This is a genomic window from Sphingorhabdus sp., assembly GCF_046154385.1.
In the GTDB taxonomy this organism is placed as follows: domain Bacteria; phylum Pseudomonadota; class Alphaproteobacteria; order Sphingomonadales; family Sphingomonadaceae; genus Sphingorhabdus_B.
Genome location: NZ_JBJXFW010000029.1, coordinates 1 through 16,014 on the forward strand (window position 1 = coordinate 1; position 16,014 = coordinate 16,014).

Genomic DNA, 16,014 nt, shown 5'->3' on the forward strand with positions numbered 1-16,014 from the left:
CGTCGAGTACGATATGTCGCAAATCGCTACACGTTAAATGCCGCTTCATGCCGAAGCGGGTCTACCCAGATCGCGTATCCAATTCCTACGTTAGCCGAGCGCTTAATTTCTTCAGAGACTGACTGCATTTGTTGTTGGGTTATTGCCAAAACTTGAAGAGGATCAATCCCTGACAACGTAACGCTACCAGAAGCTGCTTCCAATACCTTCATGTTTTTATTGAATGATTGGATCAAACTATCGAAGGCCTTCGTAAGACCAGTTGCCTTACGAGCTACAATACCTACGACCTTTCCATCGGCCATACTGATCAAAGGCCCACCAGAGTTGCTCGGATTTACACTCATATCCAGCTTGAGTATTGTGGCTGGTCCGCTACGATATACCGCTGAAACGATGCCTTGGTGAATTGTCAAGTTTGGATCTTCAAATGGATACCCCAAAGAACAAACCTTGTCCCCAGGAACTGGCAATTGCTCACTGAATTCAAGCGATGGCCCTAGTTTGACAAACGAGGGAACGCCCAAGATTGCAAAATCGTGGCTATTCTCATCGGAAAAGCCTTTGAAGGGCAAATTGGTTGAGTAGGTCCAACTTTGTGTGGCAGAAGTATCAGGATATTCAAATCGAACTTCTACATCCAATCCGGATGGCACCTTTACGACGTGAGCGCAACTTACCAAATGCCCATTTACAATGAATCCCGTACCTGATCCAAACCTTTGTTTCCCTGATTTAGCGATAATGTTGGCAACCGAATGACGGGAGGCAATATATATTTCTTTTTCCGTCAGCACATAGGCCTCCAAACATCAAATAATCTGACTCATTGTAACCATTCAATATTGGTATCTCAGAACGTTGAACAGGTCCATGCCATCGGGATCGTAGTTATACTTTCGGACTAACGGAATTCGACTGGTATCGGTTCGACCTAACCGGGCAGCGCCATTTCTATCTGTTTCGAGTCGTCATTGCTGATGCAGGTCATCAACTGAGGTCCGGACGATTGGTCACGAACCTGTCCAACAGAGAGCCGAATTTATCAATCAACTTGTTGATATAAAGAAATTTTTCTGAACTGGCTGGGGCGGCAGGATTCGAACCTACGAATGGCGGCATCAAAAGCCGCTGCCTTACCGCTTGGCGACGCCCCATCATCTTGGCATTTAACGCAATAAGGCGGCTTGCGCCACCTCTGCTGCGGCGGCCTTATAACGCGAGTTTCAGCAATGGCAATTGCCGAAAAGTAGGAATTTTCGTTCAAATAATCGGCTGCACCCAACCATGCGGATCGGGCGCCGTGCCGCGCTGGATATCAACAAGCCTGGCGCGCAATTGCTGGGTTAACTGTCCGGGGCCGCCTGCACCAATGGTGAAACTGCCGCTCTGGCTATGCACGCTGCCTACCGGGGTTACGACCGCAGCGGTGCCGCAGGCGAAGGCCTCGACAAGCTTCCCGGACGTGGCGTCGTCGCGCCACTGGTCGATCGAGTAGCGTTCTTCGCGGACGTTCAACCCCTGTTCCCGCGCGAGGATTATGATTGATTCGCGGGTGATGCCCTCCAATATCGTGCCGTCGGTGGGTGGCGTGATAAGGGTGCCGTCGTCGAACAGGAAGAACAGGTTCATGCCCCCCAATTCTTCGATCCAGCGGTGTTCCGCCGCGTCGAGAAAGACGACCTGATCGCAACCATTGCGGATAGCTTCCGATTGGGCCACCAGGCTGGAAGCATAATTACCGCCACATTTGGCGGCACCTGTGCCGCCGGGGGCCGCGCGCGTATAATGTTCGGAAACCCAGATCGAAATGGCGGGCGCACCGCTTTTGAAATAGTTTCCAGCAGCGGATGCGATGACCATATAGAGATATTCGGCCGATGGTTTTACGCCGAGGAACACCTCGCTGGCGATCATGAAAGGGCGTAAATAGATCGACCCGCCTTCAACCGGCGGGAACCAGTGCTGATCCACCTCTATCAATTGGCGGCAGGATTGCAGGAACAATTCTTCCGGCAATTCAGGCATCGCCAACCGCTTGGCCGAGCGTTGGAACCGGCGCGCATTTTGTTCGGGGCGGAACAGCGCCATCGTTCCATCGGCGAGGCGATAGGCCTTCAAACCTTCGAATATTTCCTGGGCATAATGTAAAACCGCCGTCGCCGGATCGAGCGTCAATGGCCCCCGTGGCCCCACTTTTGCGTCATGCCAGCCCTTGTCATCGGAATAGCGGATCGTGACCATATGGTCTGTAAAGACGCGGCCAAATCCGGGGTCGACGAGCAATTCGGCACGGCGTGCGGCTTCAACCGGATTCGGGTTCGCCTTAAATGGAAATGCACCAGCGGTCATATCTGCTCTCATCTTGCTGTGGTCTAAGTCCGGACCCTTTGGGGGTTGCACTGTCCTATGGGCTGCGCCAAGATACGTCAATATGGCTGTCCCATCTTCATTATCCGCAACGCCTGCTGCTTCCCCGTTATTCCTGCGTGAGCATGAAGTGCGGCGCGGCGTGGAGCTGCTGTTTTTTGGATATACACGGCTAACCCGTTCGATTGATGACGGTTTGGCAGAACATGGGTTGGGCCGGGCGCACCATCGCGCGCTGTATTTTATCGCACGGCAGCCGGATTTAACGATCAGCGAATTGTTGAAAATTCTCGCCATTACCAAACAGTCGCTGGGGCGGGTGCTGAATGATCTTGGGACTCGCAATCTTGTTGAAACAAGAAGCGGTTCGGCCGATCGGCGGCAAAAGCTTCTGCGTCTAACCCCTGAAGGCAAAATGTTCGAAGCACAATTGTTCGAAGCCTTGCGGACCAGCCTCGCGGCCGCTTATGCCGCCGCCGGACAGGAATCGGTCACCGGATTCTGGCGCGTGCTTGAAGGGCTGATACCGGAAGAAGATCGCATGATGGTTGCGGCCCTGCAAAAGGATATATGATGCGCGATACGCTTAATAGACTGGAAACGGTGATTGCACAAAGGCGCGGTGCCGCAGCGGACAGCAGCTATGTTGCCGCTCTGTTTGTAAAGGGTCGCGAAAAAATCGCGCAGAAAGTGGGCGAGGAAGCGACCGAAACCGTGATTGCCGCGCTATCCGGGGACCCCGCCAAATTGACAGCCGAGGCGGCGGATCTTGTGTTCCATCTTTTGGTCTTGTTGGCCGATGGCGGCGTGACACTTGAAGATGTATTGGCTGAGCTGGACCGCCGCGATGGTGTGTCGGGCCTAGCCGAAAAAGCTGCAAGATCGGAGTGAACCATGCCTATTGACGCGACACAGCCTTATGATGACCAGAATATTTTTGCAAAAATTCTGCGCGGAGAGATTCCGAACCGCACGGTTTACGAAGATGAATGGGCACTGGCCTTTCACGATATCAACCCGCAAGCGCCCGAACATGTGCTGGTCATCCCCAAAGGCGCCTATGTCTGCTGGGATGATTTCAGCGCCAAAGCGAGCGATGCGGAAATAGCCGGATTTACAAGGGCGATAGGGCACGTCGCGCGCGAATTGGGCCTATTGGAGCCTGGTTACCGCCTTCTCGCCAACGCCGGACTTGACGCGCATCAGGAAGTTCCGCACCTGCACGTTCACATTTTTGGTGGAAAACCGCTGGGGCCGATGCTTGCGCGCTGAAATTAAGTTGCGCGACGCGCATTTGCGGTTAGTTTCCAAAAAATAATAATCCTTCGGGGAGAAGAAGATGGCGAATGAAACGCAAACGGTAATGCAGCGCATGTTCGCGCGCAAAACGATCGCGCAAGTACAACGGGAATCGGCAAGCAGCGAATTGAAACGCTCGCTTGGCAAATGGAATCTGCTTCTGCTTGGGGTGGGCTGTATTATCGGCGCGGGCATTTTCGTCCGCACCGGAAGCGCCGCTGCCCTTCATGCTGGCCCAGCCGTTATGCTTTCCTTCGTGGTTGCAGGCCTTGTGTGCGCCTTTGCCGGCCTGTGTTACGCCGAACTTTCGTCAACTTTGCCGGTGTCCGGTTCGGCGTATACCTATAGCTACACGACGCTTGGCGAATTTGTTGCGTGGATCATGGGGGCCTTGTTGCTTCTTGAATATGGCCTTGCCGCGTCGGTGGTCGCGGTCGGGTGGAGTGGCTATGTGGTCAGTTTGCTTGCCGACTTTGGCCTTGTCATACCCGCACAGTTTACCGGGCCGACCGGTCAGGTCCTGATGCGTGATGGTGCACCTTTGCTCGTCGATGGTGCGCAGGTGACTGCGATCTTCAACCTTCCCGCTTTCCTTATCTGCATGGCGCTGGCGCTGCTGTTGATGGTGGGCGTGTCGGAATCGGCAAAGGTCAACAATATCATCGTGGCCATCAAAGTCAGCGTGCTGGCGGCCTTCATTCTTGTCGGCGGGTTTATTGTGTTGTCTAACCTCGGCGAATATATGGCGACCAATTGGACGCCGTTCATCCCGGAAAATACCGGCGACGGTGAATTTGGTGTTGAAGGCATCATGCGTGCCGCATCGATTGTGTTCTTTGCCTATATCGGTTTCGAAGCGGTTTCGACCGCGGGGCAGGAGGCCAAGGATCCAAAGCGCGATATGCCCTTTGGTATTATCGGTTCCCTGGTTGTGTGCACGGTGATCTATATGCTCGTCGCCGCGATCATGACATTGCTGGTTCCCTATGCATCGTTGAATGTGCCCGATCCCGTCGCGGTGGTGGTGGACAGCTTTGGTCCCCAATGGGCGTGGTTGGCGAAAACAATCAAGGTAGGTGCGATTATCGGACTTACCTCGGTTGTTCTGGTTCTGATGTACGCGCAGACACGCATTTTCTACACCATGGCGCGCGACGGTTTGTTGCCCAAGATTTTCTCGCGGGTACATCCGAAGTTCCACACACCCTATATCAACACCCTGCTGGTCGGCACGTTAACAGCAATCGCAGCTGGTTTCTTCGACATCAACGTGTTGGGTGACATGACATCGGTCGGTACGTTGGCGGCTTTCGCTATTGTGTGTCTGTCAGTCATCTATCTGCGACGGGCTGCCCCCGAATTGCCGCGCGGCTTTTCGGTCCCATTCTATCCGGTCGTTCCTATTCTGGGCATTTTTTCGTGCCTCTATTTGATCACGACAGTGCCTTATAATGTGTTGATGTTCTTTATCTACTTCCTGATTGGGGCGATTGTGCTGTATTTTGTTTATGGCATGCGTAATTCAAATCTTCAGCATGATCAGATGATGGACGATGCCCCGGACATGGGCGAATTCCCGGGTCCTGTGCACGACAATTAAAAAATGTTGTAGCGTAGAATATAAAGGGAGGCTTCGGCCTCCCTTTTTACGTTTGCGTACCGTCATCCCGATTTAACACTCTACCGTCACTCTGAACTTGTTTCAGGGTCTTAGTACTGCGACGTTGAAAACTAAGACCCTGAAACAAGTTCAGGGTGACGGAGTTTGCATATCTGCGACGGTGTTTGCGTCCCGTCGACGATGCTTGCGAATCGGCGACAGAACTTATGTACAAAAGACCGCACGTCGCCGGGTCGTTACCCGCGTGGATTGTTCGGGATTTTGGGCGCGGTGCCGGGGCGTGTGAACAGCTTGCCTTTCTCGCACCACAAAACAAGGCCCAGCGCAACGACACCACATATAACAAATCCGGCGGCCACGGGCAGGACGCTGCCATCGAACTTCTGTCCAATGGCCGCGCCGATGCCGGCGGCCAGAACTGTTTTGGCAAAAGACTGAAATGAAGATGCCGCCCCTGCGACATCGCCAAATGGGGTCATCGCAATCGATGAAAAATTCGAACCAATAAAACCGACCATCGCCATATTTGCGGTCAGCAGGACCAAAAATAAAGCTAGCGAAGTTGGGGCGAATTGTGCGGCGGCAACCTGCAGAACGCCCAGGACAATGAAGGTAATCAGCGCCGTTTGCGATACACGGCGCGCGCCAAAACGTTCGACAATCCGCGCGTTGGTAAAATTGGACGCGGCAATACCCAATGCAACGATGGCAAATCCGATTGTGAAAAATTCGGCAGCGTTGAATACGTCGTCAAATAACTGCGGCGAACTGTTGAGATATCCAAACAGCGCGCCTTGGACGATTCCTGCACCCAGCATATATCCCGTCGCGTTCCGGTGCAAAATGACCTTTTTCCAAGCCTTTGCAAGTGCATGGGGTTCAATAGGTACGACGTTTTCCGGACGGAGCGTTTCGGGCAAACGATAATATACCCAAATGGCGGCGGCGAGCGCCATGAACGCCATCAGGTCGAAAATGGTCCGCCATCCGGCAAACAGCAAGACGAACTGTCCGATAGTGGGGGCAATAATCGGCACGATCATGAAGATCAGGAAAATCGTCGACATCCGCCGCGCCATCGCGTCACCTTCAAATTTGTCACGGATAACAGATACAACCAGCACGCCCATCGCCGCCGCCATCAGCCCGTGGCAAAAACGCATCGCCAGCAAAATCTCGAAATTTGACGATAGGCTGCAGGCCAAGGAAAACAGCGCGGCCCCGACGGTGGCGATCAAGAGAATCGGCTTGCGTCCAAACCGGTCGGACAACGGCCCGTGGACCAGCGCGCCGACCCCGGTGCCGAGTAAGAAAATAGAGATGATATATTGGATGCTGTTGGGATCGGCCAGGCTCAGATTGCCGACGATTGCCGGGAATGCAGGCAACATTGCGTCAATAGCCAAGGCATTTAGCGCCATCAACGACGCCATCATCACCGTCAGTTCTTTGTCACCAATCGGCTTTTTTCGGGGGAGGGGAGAATGCATGGCCCGGTTATGCTGCAGCCGCACAGTTTTGACCACCCGCTAAATGAGGCCGGCACTCCGCATACTTGAAAAGCCGTCTTTGCCGATGATGATATGGTCGTGAACAGCAATATCGAAGTTTTTTGCGGCGTTGATAATATCCCGGGTCATGGCAATATCCTGACGACTGGGCGCGCTATCACCGCTGGGATGGTTATGGACCAAAATCAAAGCGGCAGCGCCAAGGTCCATCGCGCGCCTTAATATTTCCCGAGTATAAATCTGTGCCTGATCGATGGAACCTTCGCTGGTCACCTCGTCGCGGATCAGCATATTTTTGCTGTTGAGATATAAAGTGCGCACCCGTTCGATAGTCAAATGCGCCATGTCGGCGCGCAAATAATCGAGCAAGGATTGCCAGGATGCCAACACAGGTTGCTCGCGAACAGGCTCGCTCAACAGGCGCAGTGCCGCGGCCTGAACTATTTTGAGCGCCGCGGTGCTTGTGTCACCCATGCCCGGTTGCCGCGCGATGCTTTCGGCATCGGCCGTCAGTAACGCAGAAAAGCCACCATATTGCTTGATGAGTTGTTTCGCCAAGGGCTTGGTGTCTTTTCTGGGGATCGCCAGCGCCAAAAGATATTCAATCAACTCATGATCCAGAAGTGAATCGCCACCCAGTTCGAGCAACCGTGTCCGCAATCGCGCGCGATGACCCGTGCCATAATGATTTTCATTTCCCTCGACGACATCCATCGCAGCTATCCTTTTGCAATTCATCACCTTTTCCAAGATTTTTATGACGCAAGCAAGCCACATGGCGCGAATGGCGTTGCAACGCCATGTCGTTTCCCGCATTTGAAGTTTATGCAGGAACCTGCCGACACAGATTTGACCAATGATGGCGCACCCAAAGCTTTTCGTGGGGTGCGTTGGAAACGGATCATTTTTGCGTCCGTTACATTTCTGTTCGCGGCCCTGCTGTTGATCGCATGGGGACAGCGCAACATTATTGCAGACCGGTTTGTGCAAGGCGAACTGGAAAGCAAGGGTGTCCGCGCCACATATGATATCGACCAGATCGGTTTTCGGACCCAGCGCATCCGCAATCTTGTCATCGGTGATCCCGCCCGCCCCGATTTGACAGCCGACGAAATCGAGGTGGACGTTGCGATCAATTTTTCCGGTGCCAGCTTGCGGGATGTCCGTGCCAATGGCGTGACGCTGCGTGGGCGCTATGCCGATGGAAAGCTGTCGTTCGGCGAACTCGACAAATTTACCGACCCCACATCGAAGGAGCCGTTTGAATGGCCCGACATCGGGCTCGTCATCAAGGACGCGAAGGCGCGGATCGAAACGCCGTGGGGGAATATAGGTGTTGGATTAAACGGAAGCGGGTTGCTGCGTAACCAGTTTGCCGGACGCCTCTCGCTGCGGTCGGCGGCGATTGCCGCAGCGGGATGTCGCGCACCTGCGGTCGCCTTTGACGGAAAGCTGCTGCTTGAATGGCGGCAGCCGCATCTGATCGGACCATTGTCCGCATCTTCTTTGGGCTGCACAACGCAAGGATTGGCCGTGGCTGCGCCCAAATTGGATGTCGATGTCAAATTGTCTGAGCGTCTGGACAAATGGGTGGGCGATGTCGGATTTGCCGCAGCCACCATCCGCTATCCCGGCATTGCCGCGACTGCGCCAAAGGCTGTCGTTTCGGTCGATGGTGGAATGCGCCGGACCAATTTTACGCTGGCTTTGGAAAAGGCAGGCCTGCGGTCGGCGCCCTTGACCGTTCCACGCCTGTCGCTGAATGCGAAGGGCTATGGAGGTCTTAACGACGGCAGATTCGCTCTGTCAGCTCGCGGAGACATGGCCGTCGCCAGTGGATCTCTGGACCGCGGATCATTGGGAAGCCTGCGCGCCTTGGTTGCCCAGACACGCGATACACCAATAGGGCCGCTGCTTGCGCGTATTGCACCGGTCGTTGAGCGGGCAGGGGATCGCTTTGACGGCAATCTCGAATTTGATGCCTTCCGCGATTTTCAGGGGCGGATGGGCGCGACCATTTCTTCGTTGGCGCTCAAAAGCGGTTCGGGCGCGCAGCTTCGCCAGAATAGTCCGCTGGTGATCCAGTCTTCTTCATCCGGTTGGCGGATCGGTGCGCCCGTGCAATTGGCGCTCAGTGGACGGGATGTTCCGAATGCCACGCTTTCCCTGCGTCCGACTGCTGGATCGCAATGGGCTGGTAATTTAACAGTCGCGCCGTTTACCGGCGGCTCGGCACGGCTGGCAATTCCTGCATTGGCATTCAGCGGCAGCCCGGGCAGCGCGTGGCGCTTTAACGGTCAGGCTTTGGTGTCGGGACCGATGCCGAACGGATTTGTCAGCGGCATGCAATTGCCCCTGTCGGGCCGCTATGACGGGCAAGGGCTCGCGCTTTATGAAAGCTGCCAATCGGTCCGTTTCGATTCCCTGAAAATCGCCAGTTTCGCCATAAGGTCGCAGAGCCTGCGGCTTTGCCCGGACGGAGAAAGACCGGTCTTTTCGACCGGCAATGGGCGGACCCGTTTTGCTGCGAACCTGCCGAATTTTGTGGCGCGCGGTAATTTGGGCAGCGCGCCCCTTTCAGCAAAAAGCGCATCCATACGGTTCAGTCTGAACGAAGGTTTTGTGGCGCGTGATGTAGCGGTCACTCTTGGCCAAGAGGAGAGCGCCACCGATTTTGCCGTGGCGGAACTGACGGGCCGATTTGGCGGGGGCGGGATGAACGGCACGTTGCAGGGCGGTTCCGGGCAGATCGGGAATATTCCCCTGCTGATCGATGAAGCGGCGGGTAACTGGCGTTATCTGAACAATGCCCTGACATTGGACAGCAACCTGAAAGTCCTTGATGCGGAACAAGTGGATCGGTTCAAACCGTTGCATGTTCCTGACATGATGCTGATGCTTGAAAACAATATCATCACGGCCATCGGGAATTTGGTGGAGCCGGAAACGGGCACCCGTGTCGCCGGTGTGGATATCCGCCACCAATTGGACGACAGCAGTGGCCGGGCACTTTTGGCGACGGACAATCTGAAGTTCGACGAACGTTTCCAGCCATCTTTACTAACGCCATTGGTGCTTGGTGTGTTTGCCAATGTGGATGGCATAGTGTCCGGTGATGGCCGCATAGAATGGGATAGCCAGAACGTCCGCAGCTCTGGCCGGGTCGGGACCCAGGGTATGAATCTGGCGGCGGCATTTGGCCCCGTTGAAGGGCTTTCGACACAGATGGTTTTTACAGATTTGCTCGGTCTGGAAACAGGACCCGCCCAAATTGCGAACATCGCGTCGATCAATCCGGGCATTCCTGCTTTGAATGGCACGATCAAATATCAATTGCTGCCCGACCAACAGGTGCAGATCGAATCCGGTCGCTGGCCGTTTGCGGGGGGCGAGCTCGTTCTTGAACCAACCACGCTTGATTTCGGCGTGGAAAAAGAGCGGCGGCTTACATTTCGTGTCATTGGTATTGATGCCGAACAGTTTCTTGCAGGTTACGACTTTCAGAATCTGCGCGTGACGGGGGTCTTTGACGGCACCTTGCCGATGATATTCAATCAGGATGGTGGCCGGATCGTCGGCGGTGCGCTGGTGTCCCGTCCCGGGGGCGGCGAGGTGAGCTATCTGGGCGAATTGGCATATGAAGATATGGGGACTTTCGCCAATTTCGCTTTCAACGCCTTGCGGTCGATCCGTTATTCGTCGTTGACCATCGGAGTTGGCGGCGATCTGGATGGAGAAGTCGTAACCGACATAAGCTTTACCGGGCTGCAACAGGGTAGCGGCGCAAAGCGGAATTTTATCACGAAACAGCTGGCGCGAATTCCTATCCAATTCAAAGTCAGCGTTAAAGCCGAGTTTTTGAAATTGATTGGCTCGATACGAGGCTATTATGATCCGGGCTATGTTGCCGAGCGTGATTTGAAATTTTTGCTGGAACAGCAGAAAGGGGTTCCGCCATCGGCTCCGGAAGATATTCCTGCGAAGAAAGATGAACGAACCGATGAATGAACCATTCAGCAAAAGGAAAGCGGCGATGATGCATAACCAACGGCAATTGACGAACCGCATGGATAGTGCGATTCGCCGTAACATGGGGAAAGTGATACTCGTTTTGACACCGATCATGCTTTCGGTTTTATCCGGCTGTGTACAGGTTACCGCGCCGGACAAACCGATTGTGATAAATCTCAACATCGCGATACGGCAGGAAATATTGTTTAAGCTGGCCGCGGCGTCCGAGAAGGTTATTGAAGAGAATCCGGAGATATTTTGATGAAAAAGTCAGTTGAAATGGTCATTACAGCGGCGCTTCTTGGAGCAACTGCTTCGGGCGCTGCGGCGTTCCAGTCCGGACGCGACCCCGCCTATCAAGGTGCGCGCGAAAGCGGTCTGGTTGGGGAAAAGGCCGATGGATATCTCGGCTTTGTGACCTCGCCTTCGCCTGCAATCAAGGCGCTGGTCGATGATATCAACATCAAGCGCAAGGCGGCTTATTCCAAGGAAGCGTTGGCCAATGGCGCAACGGTCGAGGAAATGGCGCTGCGTAGCGGATGCCGTTTGATTGCAGAACGCACCGTAGCGGGTGAAAAGTATCAGAGCCCGAGCGGGCAGTGGAAAACGCGCGACGCAGGAAAGCCGGAGCTGGATTCGCGCTGCCCTTGATTTTACGGGGAGCGGAAAGACAAAACAGGGTCGCGCCAGAGATGGCGCGGCTCTTTTCTTTTGCGGCGCAACAAACTTGCGGTCGGGCTGTTGACTTGTCGGGAGGCCTCTCCTAAAGCGCCCGTGCCTAGGCGGGGTTGCCCCGATTTCGTGGTGGTTTGCCCTTAGAATAAGGATAAATCGCATGGTTTCGAACAACTCCGGGCAGGATGGCAACGGTAAAAGTGACGCTCGGCTCGATTCGTTAGACATGCAGCTGAAAGCGGCGCGGAAAGCCGAAGCGGTTCGTTCGGGTAAAGATCAGGTTCCGGCCAAAGGAATGCGGCAAGGGAACAGGGTTCTAACCGAATTGATCGCTGGTCCTGCAGGTGGTGCTTTAGTGGGCTGGTTGTTTGACCGCCTTTTTAACACTTCCCCTGCGCTTCTGTTGGTCTGCATGTTTTTGGGCATCGCGGTCGCCTTCAGGAATATCATAAAGATCTCAAACGAGCGTCCGGAATAGTCTGGGCGCTTGATGCGCATATACAGGGTAGTGAACGTGGCAGGCGAAAGCGGTAAAATCGATCCGATGCACCAGTTCCAGATTGAACAGCTCGCGCCGTTCAATATTGGCGGTTATGACGTCTCCTTCACCAACTCTTCGTTGTTCATGATGATTGTACTGGGCGCTCTTTGGCTCTTCATGTGGGGCGGAATGAAGCGCGATCTGGTCCCAGGTCGCTGGCAAATGGCGGTCGAAGGCGTGACCGGTTTCGTCAACAATATGGTGACCTCAAGCGTCGGTCCCGAAGGCAAGAAATATGTGCCTTTGGTGTTTTCGTTGTTCATGTTCATCTTGATGGCGAACTTCATGGGCATGATGCCTATTGGCATTGTCCCCGGTGTCCACCCCTTTACCGTAACCAGCCATCTGACGGTGACCGCCGTATTGGCAGTGCTCAGCTTCGGCACGGTATTGGTCGTCGGTTTCTGGCGTCATGGCCTCCACTTCTTCAGCCTTTTTGTTCCGCATGGCACACCTTGGTGGCTTTTGTGGTTGATCCCGCTGATCGAGCTTTTCTCATTCCTGATCCGTCCTTTCAGCCTTGCCCTGCGTTTGTTCGTGGCAATGACCGCCGGACACGTGCTGATGAAGGTGCTCGCCGGTTTTGTCATCAACGGTTTGAATGCGCAAGCCGCATGGGTGCCGCTGGTGGTCAGCATACCGTCGTTCATTCTGATGATCGGCATCACCCTGCTTGAGCTGCTTGTGTGCGCCATTCAGGCTTATGTTTTCGCGCTTTTGACCTCGCTCTACATTAACGACGCGGTCAATTTACACTGAGTTTTTCCACCACGCATTTTAGTTTTGAACAGGAGTTAATATCATGGACGCAGAAGCAGCAAAGTTGATCGGTGCCGGTCTTGCAGCAATTGGTGCCGGCCTTGCCGCCGGTGGTGTGGGTAACGTCTTCGGATCGTTCCTTCAGGGCGCTCTTCGCAATCCTGCAGCGGCTGATGGCCAGCAGGGCCGTCTGTTCATCGGCTTCGCGGCTGCTGAACTTCTCGGTCTGCTCGCATTCGTCGTCGCAATGATCCTGATCTTCGTTGCTTAATTGACGGTTTAGCCCCGGCACATCGCCGGGGCCCGATCTTCAATAAGGACAGCCTAGTATCATGCCCCAAATTGCCCAAATTCTTGAAACCTATGCGTCGCAGTTTTTTTGGCTGCTGATTGTCTTTGGTCTGATCTATTTCACGATCGGCAAAGGCATGTTGCCAAAGATTGAAGCGAACATAGACGCACGTGATCGCAAGATTGCGGACGACCTTGCGGCCGCAGAACGCGCTCGCTCCGAGGCGGATAATCTGGGTGATAGCGGTACTGCCGATCTGGCCGCAGCCCGTTTGGTTGCGCAGGCAAAGGCGAACGAAGCAAAGGCAAAGGCTGCGAAGGATGCTGAACAGCGTCTTGCCAAGGCGGATGCGGAAGTCGGCGTGAAGCTGGCGGCGGCTGAAGCCGACCTTGCAAAGGCAAGTGCCGCTGCGATGGCCAGCATCGAAAGCGTTGCAGCAGAAGCCGCAGCCGACATCGTTGCAAAGGTCTCCGGTGCGAAGGTAAGTGCGGCGCAAGCCGCGTCGGCAGTGAAAGCGGTAATGGCAAATGGCTAATCAACAAGCTCCCGCTACAACAGCAACTGAAGCTGATCCGCATGCGGGTCACGATATGAGTGCATCGTCTTCGTCCAAGATCGGGGAGGCCGAGAAGGCACTCGACATGCTTGAAAATGACGAAGTGCCTGCGACACATGCCGGCACACAAGCGCATGGCGGTGAAGAGCACGCCACGCCATCTGCACTTGGATTTGATGCGACCATGCTTGTCGCGCTCGCCATGATTGTGGTGATTGCGCTGGCGCTTTGGAAAAAAGTACCGGCGATGATCGGCGCTGCGCTCGACAAGCAGATTTCGGGTATCAAGGAACAGTTGGACCAAGCCATCGCTCTGCGTGCCGAAGCTGAAGCCATCAAGGCTGAATATGAAACCAAGGCGAAGCAAGCTGCAACAGACGCAGAAGCCATGAAGGCGGCGGCCGAAGAAGAAGCCAAGCTGATTGTTGCACAAGCGAAAGAAGACGCCACCGCGCTCATCGGACGCCGCGCCAAAGCAGCCGAAGAAAAGATCGCCGCCGCAGAACGCGCCGCCATAGCCGATGTCCGCGCAAAGGCCGCAAGCGCCGCTGCCGCTGCTGCGGCGCATTTGATTGCGACACATCACGATGCAAAGGCCGATGCGACTCTCATCGACGAGTCGATCAACGCGCTGAACTAAATAATTACCGAAGCAAATTGGTGCCATCCTCGCGCATGCGGGGGTGGCATTTTTTTTGGGCTCTAGTTGCTGCTGTCCCCGTCGCGATGTGACGAAGACAATCAACTCAACCTTATCTTGAAACGCATTGTGTAGGCGCAGGTCGTCGCTTACATCACCTCCTTTATGTCCAAAGCCGACCGCCCCGATCAGCCAAATGCAGCCTCCCGTTTCAACGAGGAGAAGGCGACCTATGCAGTGCGGGGTGCCGATGCGCCCGATCTGGAGACCGGCGTTTCGGTCATTCGCAATGTCCTGAAGACTTTGCCGCACAAGCCGGGTGTGTATCGGATGCACGATGCGCGCGGCGACGTGCTTTATGTCGGCAAGGCGCGTGCGCTTAAAAACCGCGTGAACAATTATGTCCAGATCGACCGGCTACCGAACCGGTTGCGACGTATGGTCGCGCTGACGCGGTCGATGACGATCGTGACGACCAACAGCGAAGCCGAAGCCTTGCTGTTGGAAGCGCAGCTCATCAAGCGGTACCGCCCGGCCTACAATGTCCTGCTGCGCGACGACAAAAGCTTTCCCTTCATCCTGTTGCGTGCAGATCACAAATTCCCACGCATCCAGAAACATCGTGGGGCACGGCGGCATAAGGGGCAATATTATGGCCCGTTCGCCAGCGCAGGGTCGGTGAACCAGACACTGAACGCACTCGAAAAGCTGTTTCTTTTACGCAGTTGTTCGGACAGTTTTTTCAACAACCGTGACCGGCCGTGCCTGCTGTACCAGATCAAGCGATGCTCCGCGCCATGCGTAGGCCGGATTGACGATGGTGCCTATGCCGATCTTGTCGCCGACGCCAAAGCCTTCCTCGATGGCAAATCCTCCGGTGTGCAGGCGAAGCTCGCCGCCGAGATGGAGGCTGCTGCGGAAGGGTTGGACTTCGAACGTGCCGCCATGCTGCGCGACCGGCTCAAGGCGTTGACCTTCATCCAGGGCAGTCAGGCAATTAACGCGCAGGGCATCGGCGATGCCGATATCTTTGCGCTTGCGCATCGCAACGGTGTCATGGGAATTCAGGCATTCTTCATTCGCGGCGGCCAGAATTGGGGGCACCGCTCCTTTTTTCCGGCCCATGTCTCGGAGCTTGGTGAAGACGAGGTGTTCACAAGCTTCCTCGCACAATTTTACGAAGATGTTCCGCCTGCGCGCCTGATCTTGCTCGACCGTGAACTGGCCGAGGCCGATCTGCTGGCACAGGCATTGTCGGAACGGGCCGAGCGCAAGATTGAAATTGCCGTTCCCCAGCGTGGCGACCGTGTGCGTCTGGTCGCGCAGGCCACCCGCAATGCGGAAGAAGCGCTCGACCGGCGGCTGGCCGAGAGCACCACGCAAGGCAAGCTATTGCAGGAAGTGGCCGATCTGTTCGAACTGTCCGAACCGCCCAAGCGCATCGAGATTTATGACAACAGCCATATCCAGGGGACGAATGCCCTTGGCGCCATGGTCGTTGCCGGACCGGAAGGGTTTATCAAAGGGCAGTATCGCAAGTTCAACATCAAGCAGGCAGCGACGGACGACGATTTTGCCATGATGCGCGAAGTGTTCCAGCGGCGCTTTGGCCGGGCGCAGGAAGATGATCCCAATCGGGATGGCGGACAATGGCCCGATCTTGTGTTGATCGACGGAGGCAAGGGGCAAATGAGTTCGGTCAAGGCGGCGCTTGAAGAAATTGGGGTTGACGACGTGCC

General features: G+C 55.1%; 17 protein-coding genes and 1 tRNA gene. 13 read left to right on the forward strand and 5 right to left on the reverse strand.

Features of this window, described 5'->3' with window-relative positions:
* Window positions 1–26 precede the first annotated feature (26 nt).
* The 3 genes from ACKVOS_RS05620 to ACKVOS_RS05630 all read right to left on the reverse strand — a co-directional run bounded on the left by ACKVOS_RS05620 (window position 27) and on the right by ACKVOS_RS05630 (window position 2,352).
* Entirely contained in the window at window positions 27–797 is a 771-nt protein-coding gene (locus ACKVOS_RS05620) for a serine protease (RefSeq protein ID WP_409211035.1), read from the reverse strand.
* Between the two features lie 285 nt (window positions 798–1,082).
* Window positions 1,083–1,157 (reverse strand) — tRNA-Gln (locus tag ACKVOS_RS05625).
* A 106-nt stretch (window positions 1,158–1,263) separates the two neighbouring features.
* Entirely contained in the window at window positions 1,264–2,352 is a 1,089-nt protein-coding gene (locus ACKVOS_RS05630; protein WP_409211036.1) for a branched-chain amino acid aminotransferase, read from the reverse strand.
* Between the two features lie 82 nt (window positions 2,353–2,434).
* On the opposite strand from ACKVOS_RS05630, the gene ACKVOS_RS05635 reads away from it, so the two are divergent.
* From ACKVOS_RS05635 to ACKVOS_RS05650, 4 genes are all read left to right on the forward strand, one after another.
* A complete protein-coding gene (locus ACKVOS_RS05635; RefSeq protein ID WP_409211037.1) occupies window positions 2,435–2,944 on the forward strand; it encodes a MarR family winged helix-turn-helix transcriptional regulator in 510 nt (169 codons plus the stop codon).
* Window positions 2,944–3,261 carry a phosphoribosyl-ATP diphosphatase gene (locus ACKVOS_RS05640; protein ID WP_409211049.1) on the forward strand — a complete coding sequence of 106 codons (318 nt, stop codon included), beginning with the start codon at window positions 2,944–2,946 and terminating at the stop codon, window positions 3,259–3,261. Before ACKVOS_RS05635 ends, ACKVOS_RS05640 begins: the two co-directional genes overlap by 1 nt.
* A 3-nt stretch (window positions 3,262–3,264) precedes the next feature.
* Window positions 3,265–3,642, forward strand: a complete 378-nt coding sequence (locus ACKVOS_RS05645) for a histidine triad nucleotide-binding protein (protein ID WP_409211038.1) — start codon at window positions 3,265–3,267, stop codon at window positions 3,640–3,642.
* A gap of 67 nt (window positions 3,643–3,709) precedes the next feature.
* Window positions 3,710–5,269 (forward strand): amino acid permease, encoded by a 1,560-nt coding sequence (locus tag ACKVOS_RS05650; RefSeq protein ID WP_409211039.1) that lies wholly within the window; start codon window positions 3,710–3,712, stop codon window positions 5,267–5,269.
* Window positions 5,270–5,526: 257 nt separating this feature from the next.
* Here the strand turns inward: ACKVOS_RS05650 and ACKVOS_RS05655 are convergent, their stop codons facing one another.
* Together ACKVOS_RS05655 and radC are read right to left on the reverse strand one after the other, a co-directional pair.
* Entirely contained in the window at window positions 5,527–6,780 is a 1,254-nt protein-coding gene (locus tag ACKVOS_RS05655; RefSeq protein WP_409211040.1) for a multidrug effflux MFS transporter, read from the reverse strand.
* Between the two features lie 39 nt (window positions 6,781–6,819).
* On the reverse strand, window positions 6,820–7,515 hold the full coding sequence (radC, locus tag ACKVOS_RS05660) for a RadC family protein (RefSeq protein WP_409211041.1): 696 nt from the start codon (window positions 7,513–7,515) through the stop codon (window positions 6,820–6,822).
* Window positions 7,516–7,626: 111 nt separating this feature from the next.
* Between radC and ACKVOS_RS05665 the strand changes: the two genes are divergently transcribed.
* From ACKVOS_RS05665 to uvrC, 9 genes are all read left to right on the forward strand, one after another.
* Window positions 7,627–10,809, forward strand: coding sequence for a YdbH domain-containing protein (locus ACKVOS_RS05665; protein ID WP_409211042.1), 3,183 nt, complete (start codon window positions 7,627–7,629; stop codon window positions 10,807–10,809).
* 25 nt (window positions 10,810–10,834) lie between these two features.
* The gene (locus ACKVOS_RS05670) at window positions 10,835–11,074 is read left to right on the forward strand and encodes a YnbE family lipoprotein (protein WP_409211043.1); all 240 of its coding nucleotides are present in this window, start codon (window positions 10,835–10,837) and stop codon (window positions 11,072–11,074) included.
* Window positions 11,074–11,463 carry a YdbL family protein gene (locus ACKVOS_RS05675; RefSeq protein ID WP_409211044.1) on the forward strand — a complete coding sequence of 130 codons (390 nt, stop codon included), beginning with the start codon at window positions 11,074–11,076 and terminating at the stop codon, window positions 11,461–11,463. The genes ACKVOS_RS05670 and ACKVOS_RS05675 overlap by 1 nt, the downstream gene beginning before the upstream one ends.
* Before the next feature lie 184 nt (window positions 11,464–11,647).
* Window positions 11,648–11,965, forward strand: a complete 318-nt coding sequence (locus ACKVOS_RS05680; protein WP_409211045.1) for an AtpZ/AtpI family protein — start codon at window positions 11,648–11,650, stop codon at window positions 11,963–11,965.
* A gap of 12 nt (window positions 11,966–11,977) precedes the next feature.
* Window positions 11,978–12,787 (forward strand): F0F1 ATP synthase subunit A, encoded by an 810-nt coding sequence (locus ACKVOS_RS05685; protein ID WP_409211046.1) that lies wholly within the window; start codon window positions 11,978–11,980, stop codon window positions 12,785–12,787.
* Window positions 12,788–12,830: 43 nt separating this feature from the next.
* Window positions 12,831–13,058 (forward strand): F0F1 ATP synthase subunit C, encoded by a 228-nt coding sequence (locus ACKVOS_RS05690; protein ID WP_123153826.1) that lies wholly within the window; start codon window positions 12,831–12,833, stop codon window positions 13,056–13,058.
* A 61-nt stretch (window positions 13,059–13,119) separates the two neighbouring features.
* Complete coding sequence (locus tag ACKVOS_RS05695; protein ID WP_409211047.1) at window positions 13,120–13,614, forward strand: ATPase; 495 nt, start codon at window positions 13,120–13,122, stop codon at window positions 13,612–13,614.
* A 106-nt stretch (window positions 13,615–13,720) separates the two neighbouring features.
* Window positions 13,721–14,275, forward strand: coding sequence for a F0F1 ATP synthase subunit B (locus tag ACKVOS_RS05700; RefSeq protein ID WP_409211050.1), 555 nt, complete (start codon window positions 13,721–13,723; stop codon window positions 14,273–14,275).
* Between the two features lie 165 nt (window positions 14,276–14,440).
* Window positions 14,441–16,014: excinuclease ABC subunit UvrC (gene uvrC / locus ACKVOS_RS05705; protein ID WP_409211048.1), on the forward strand; the 1,574-nt coding region annotated here is incomplete at its 3' end.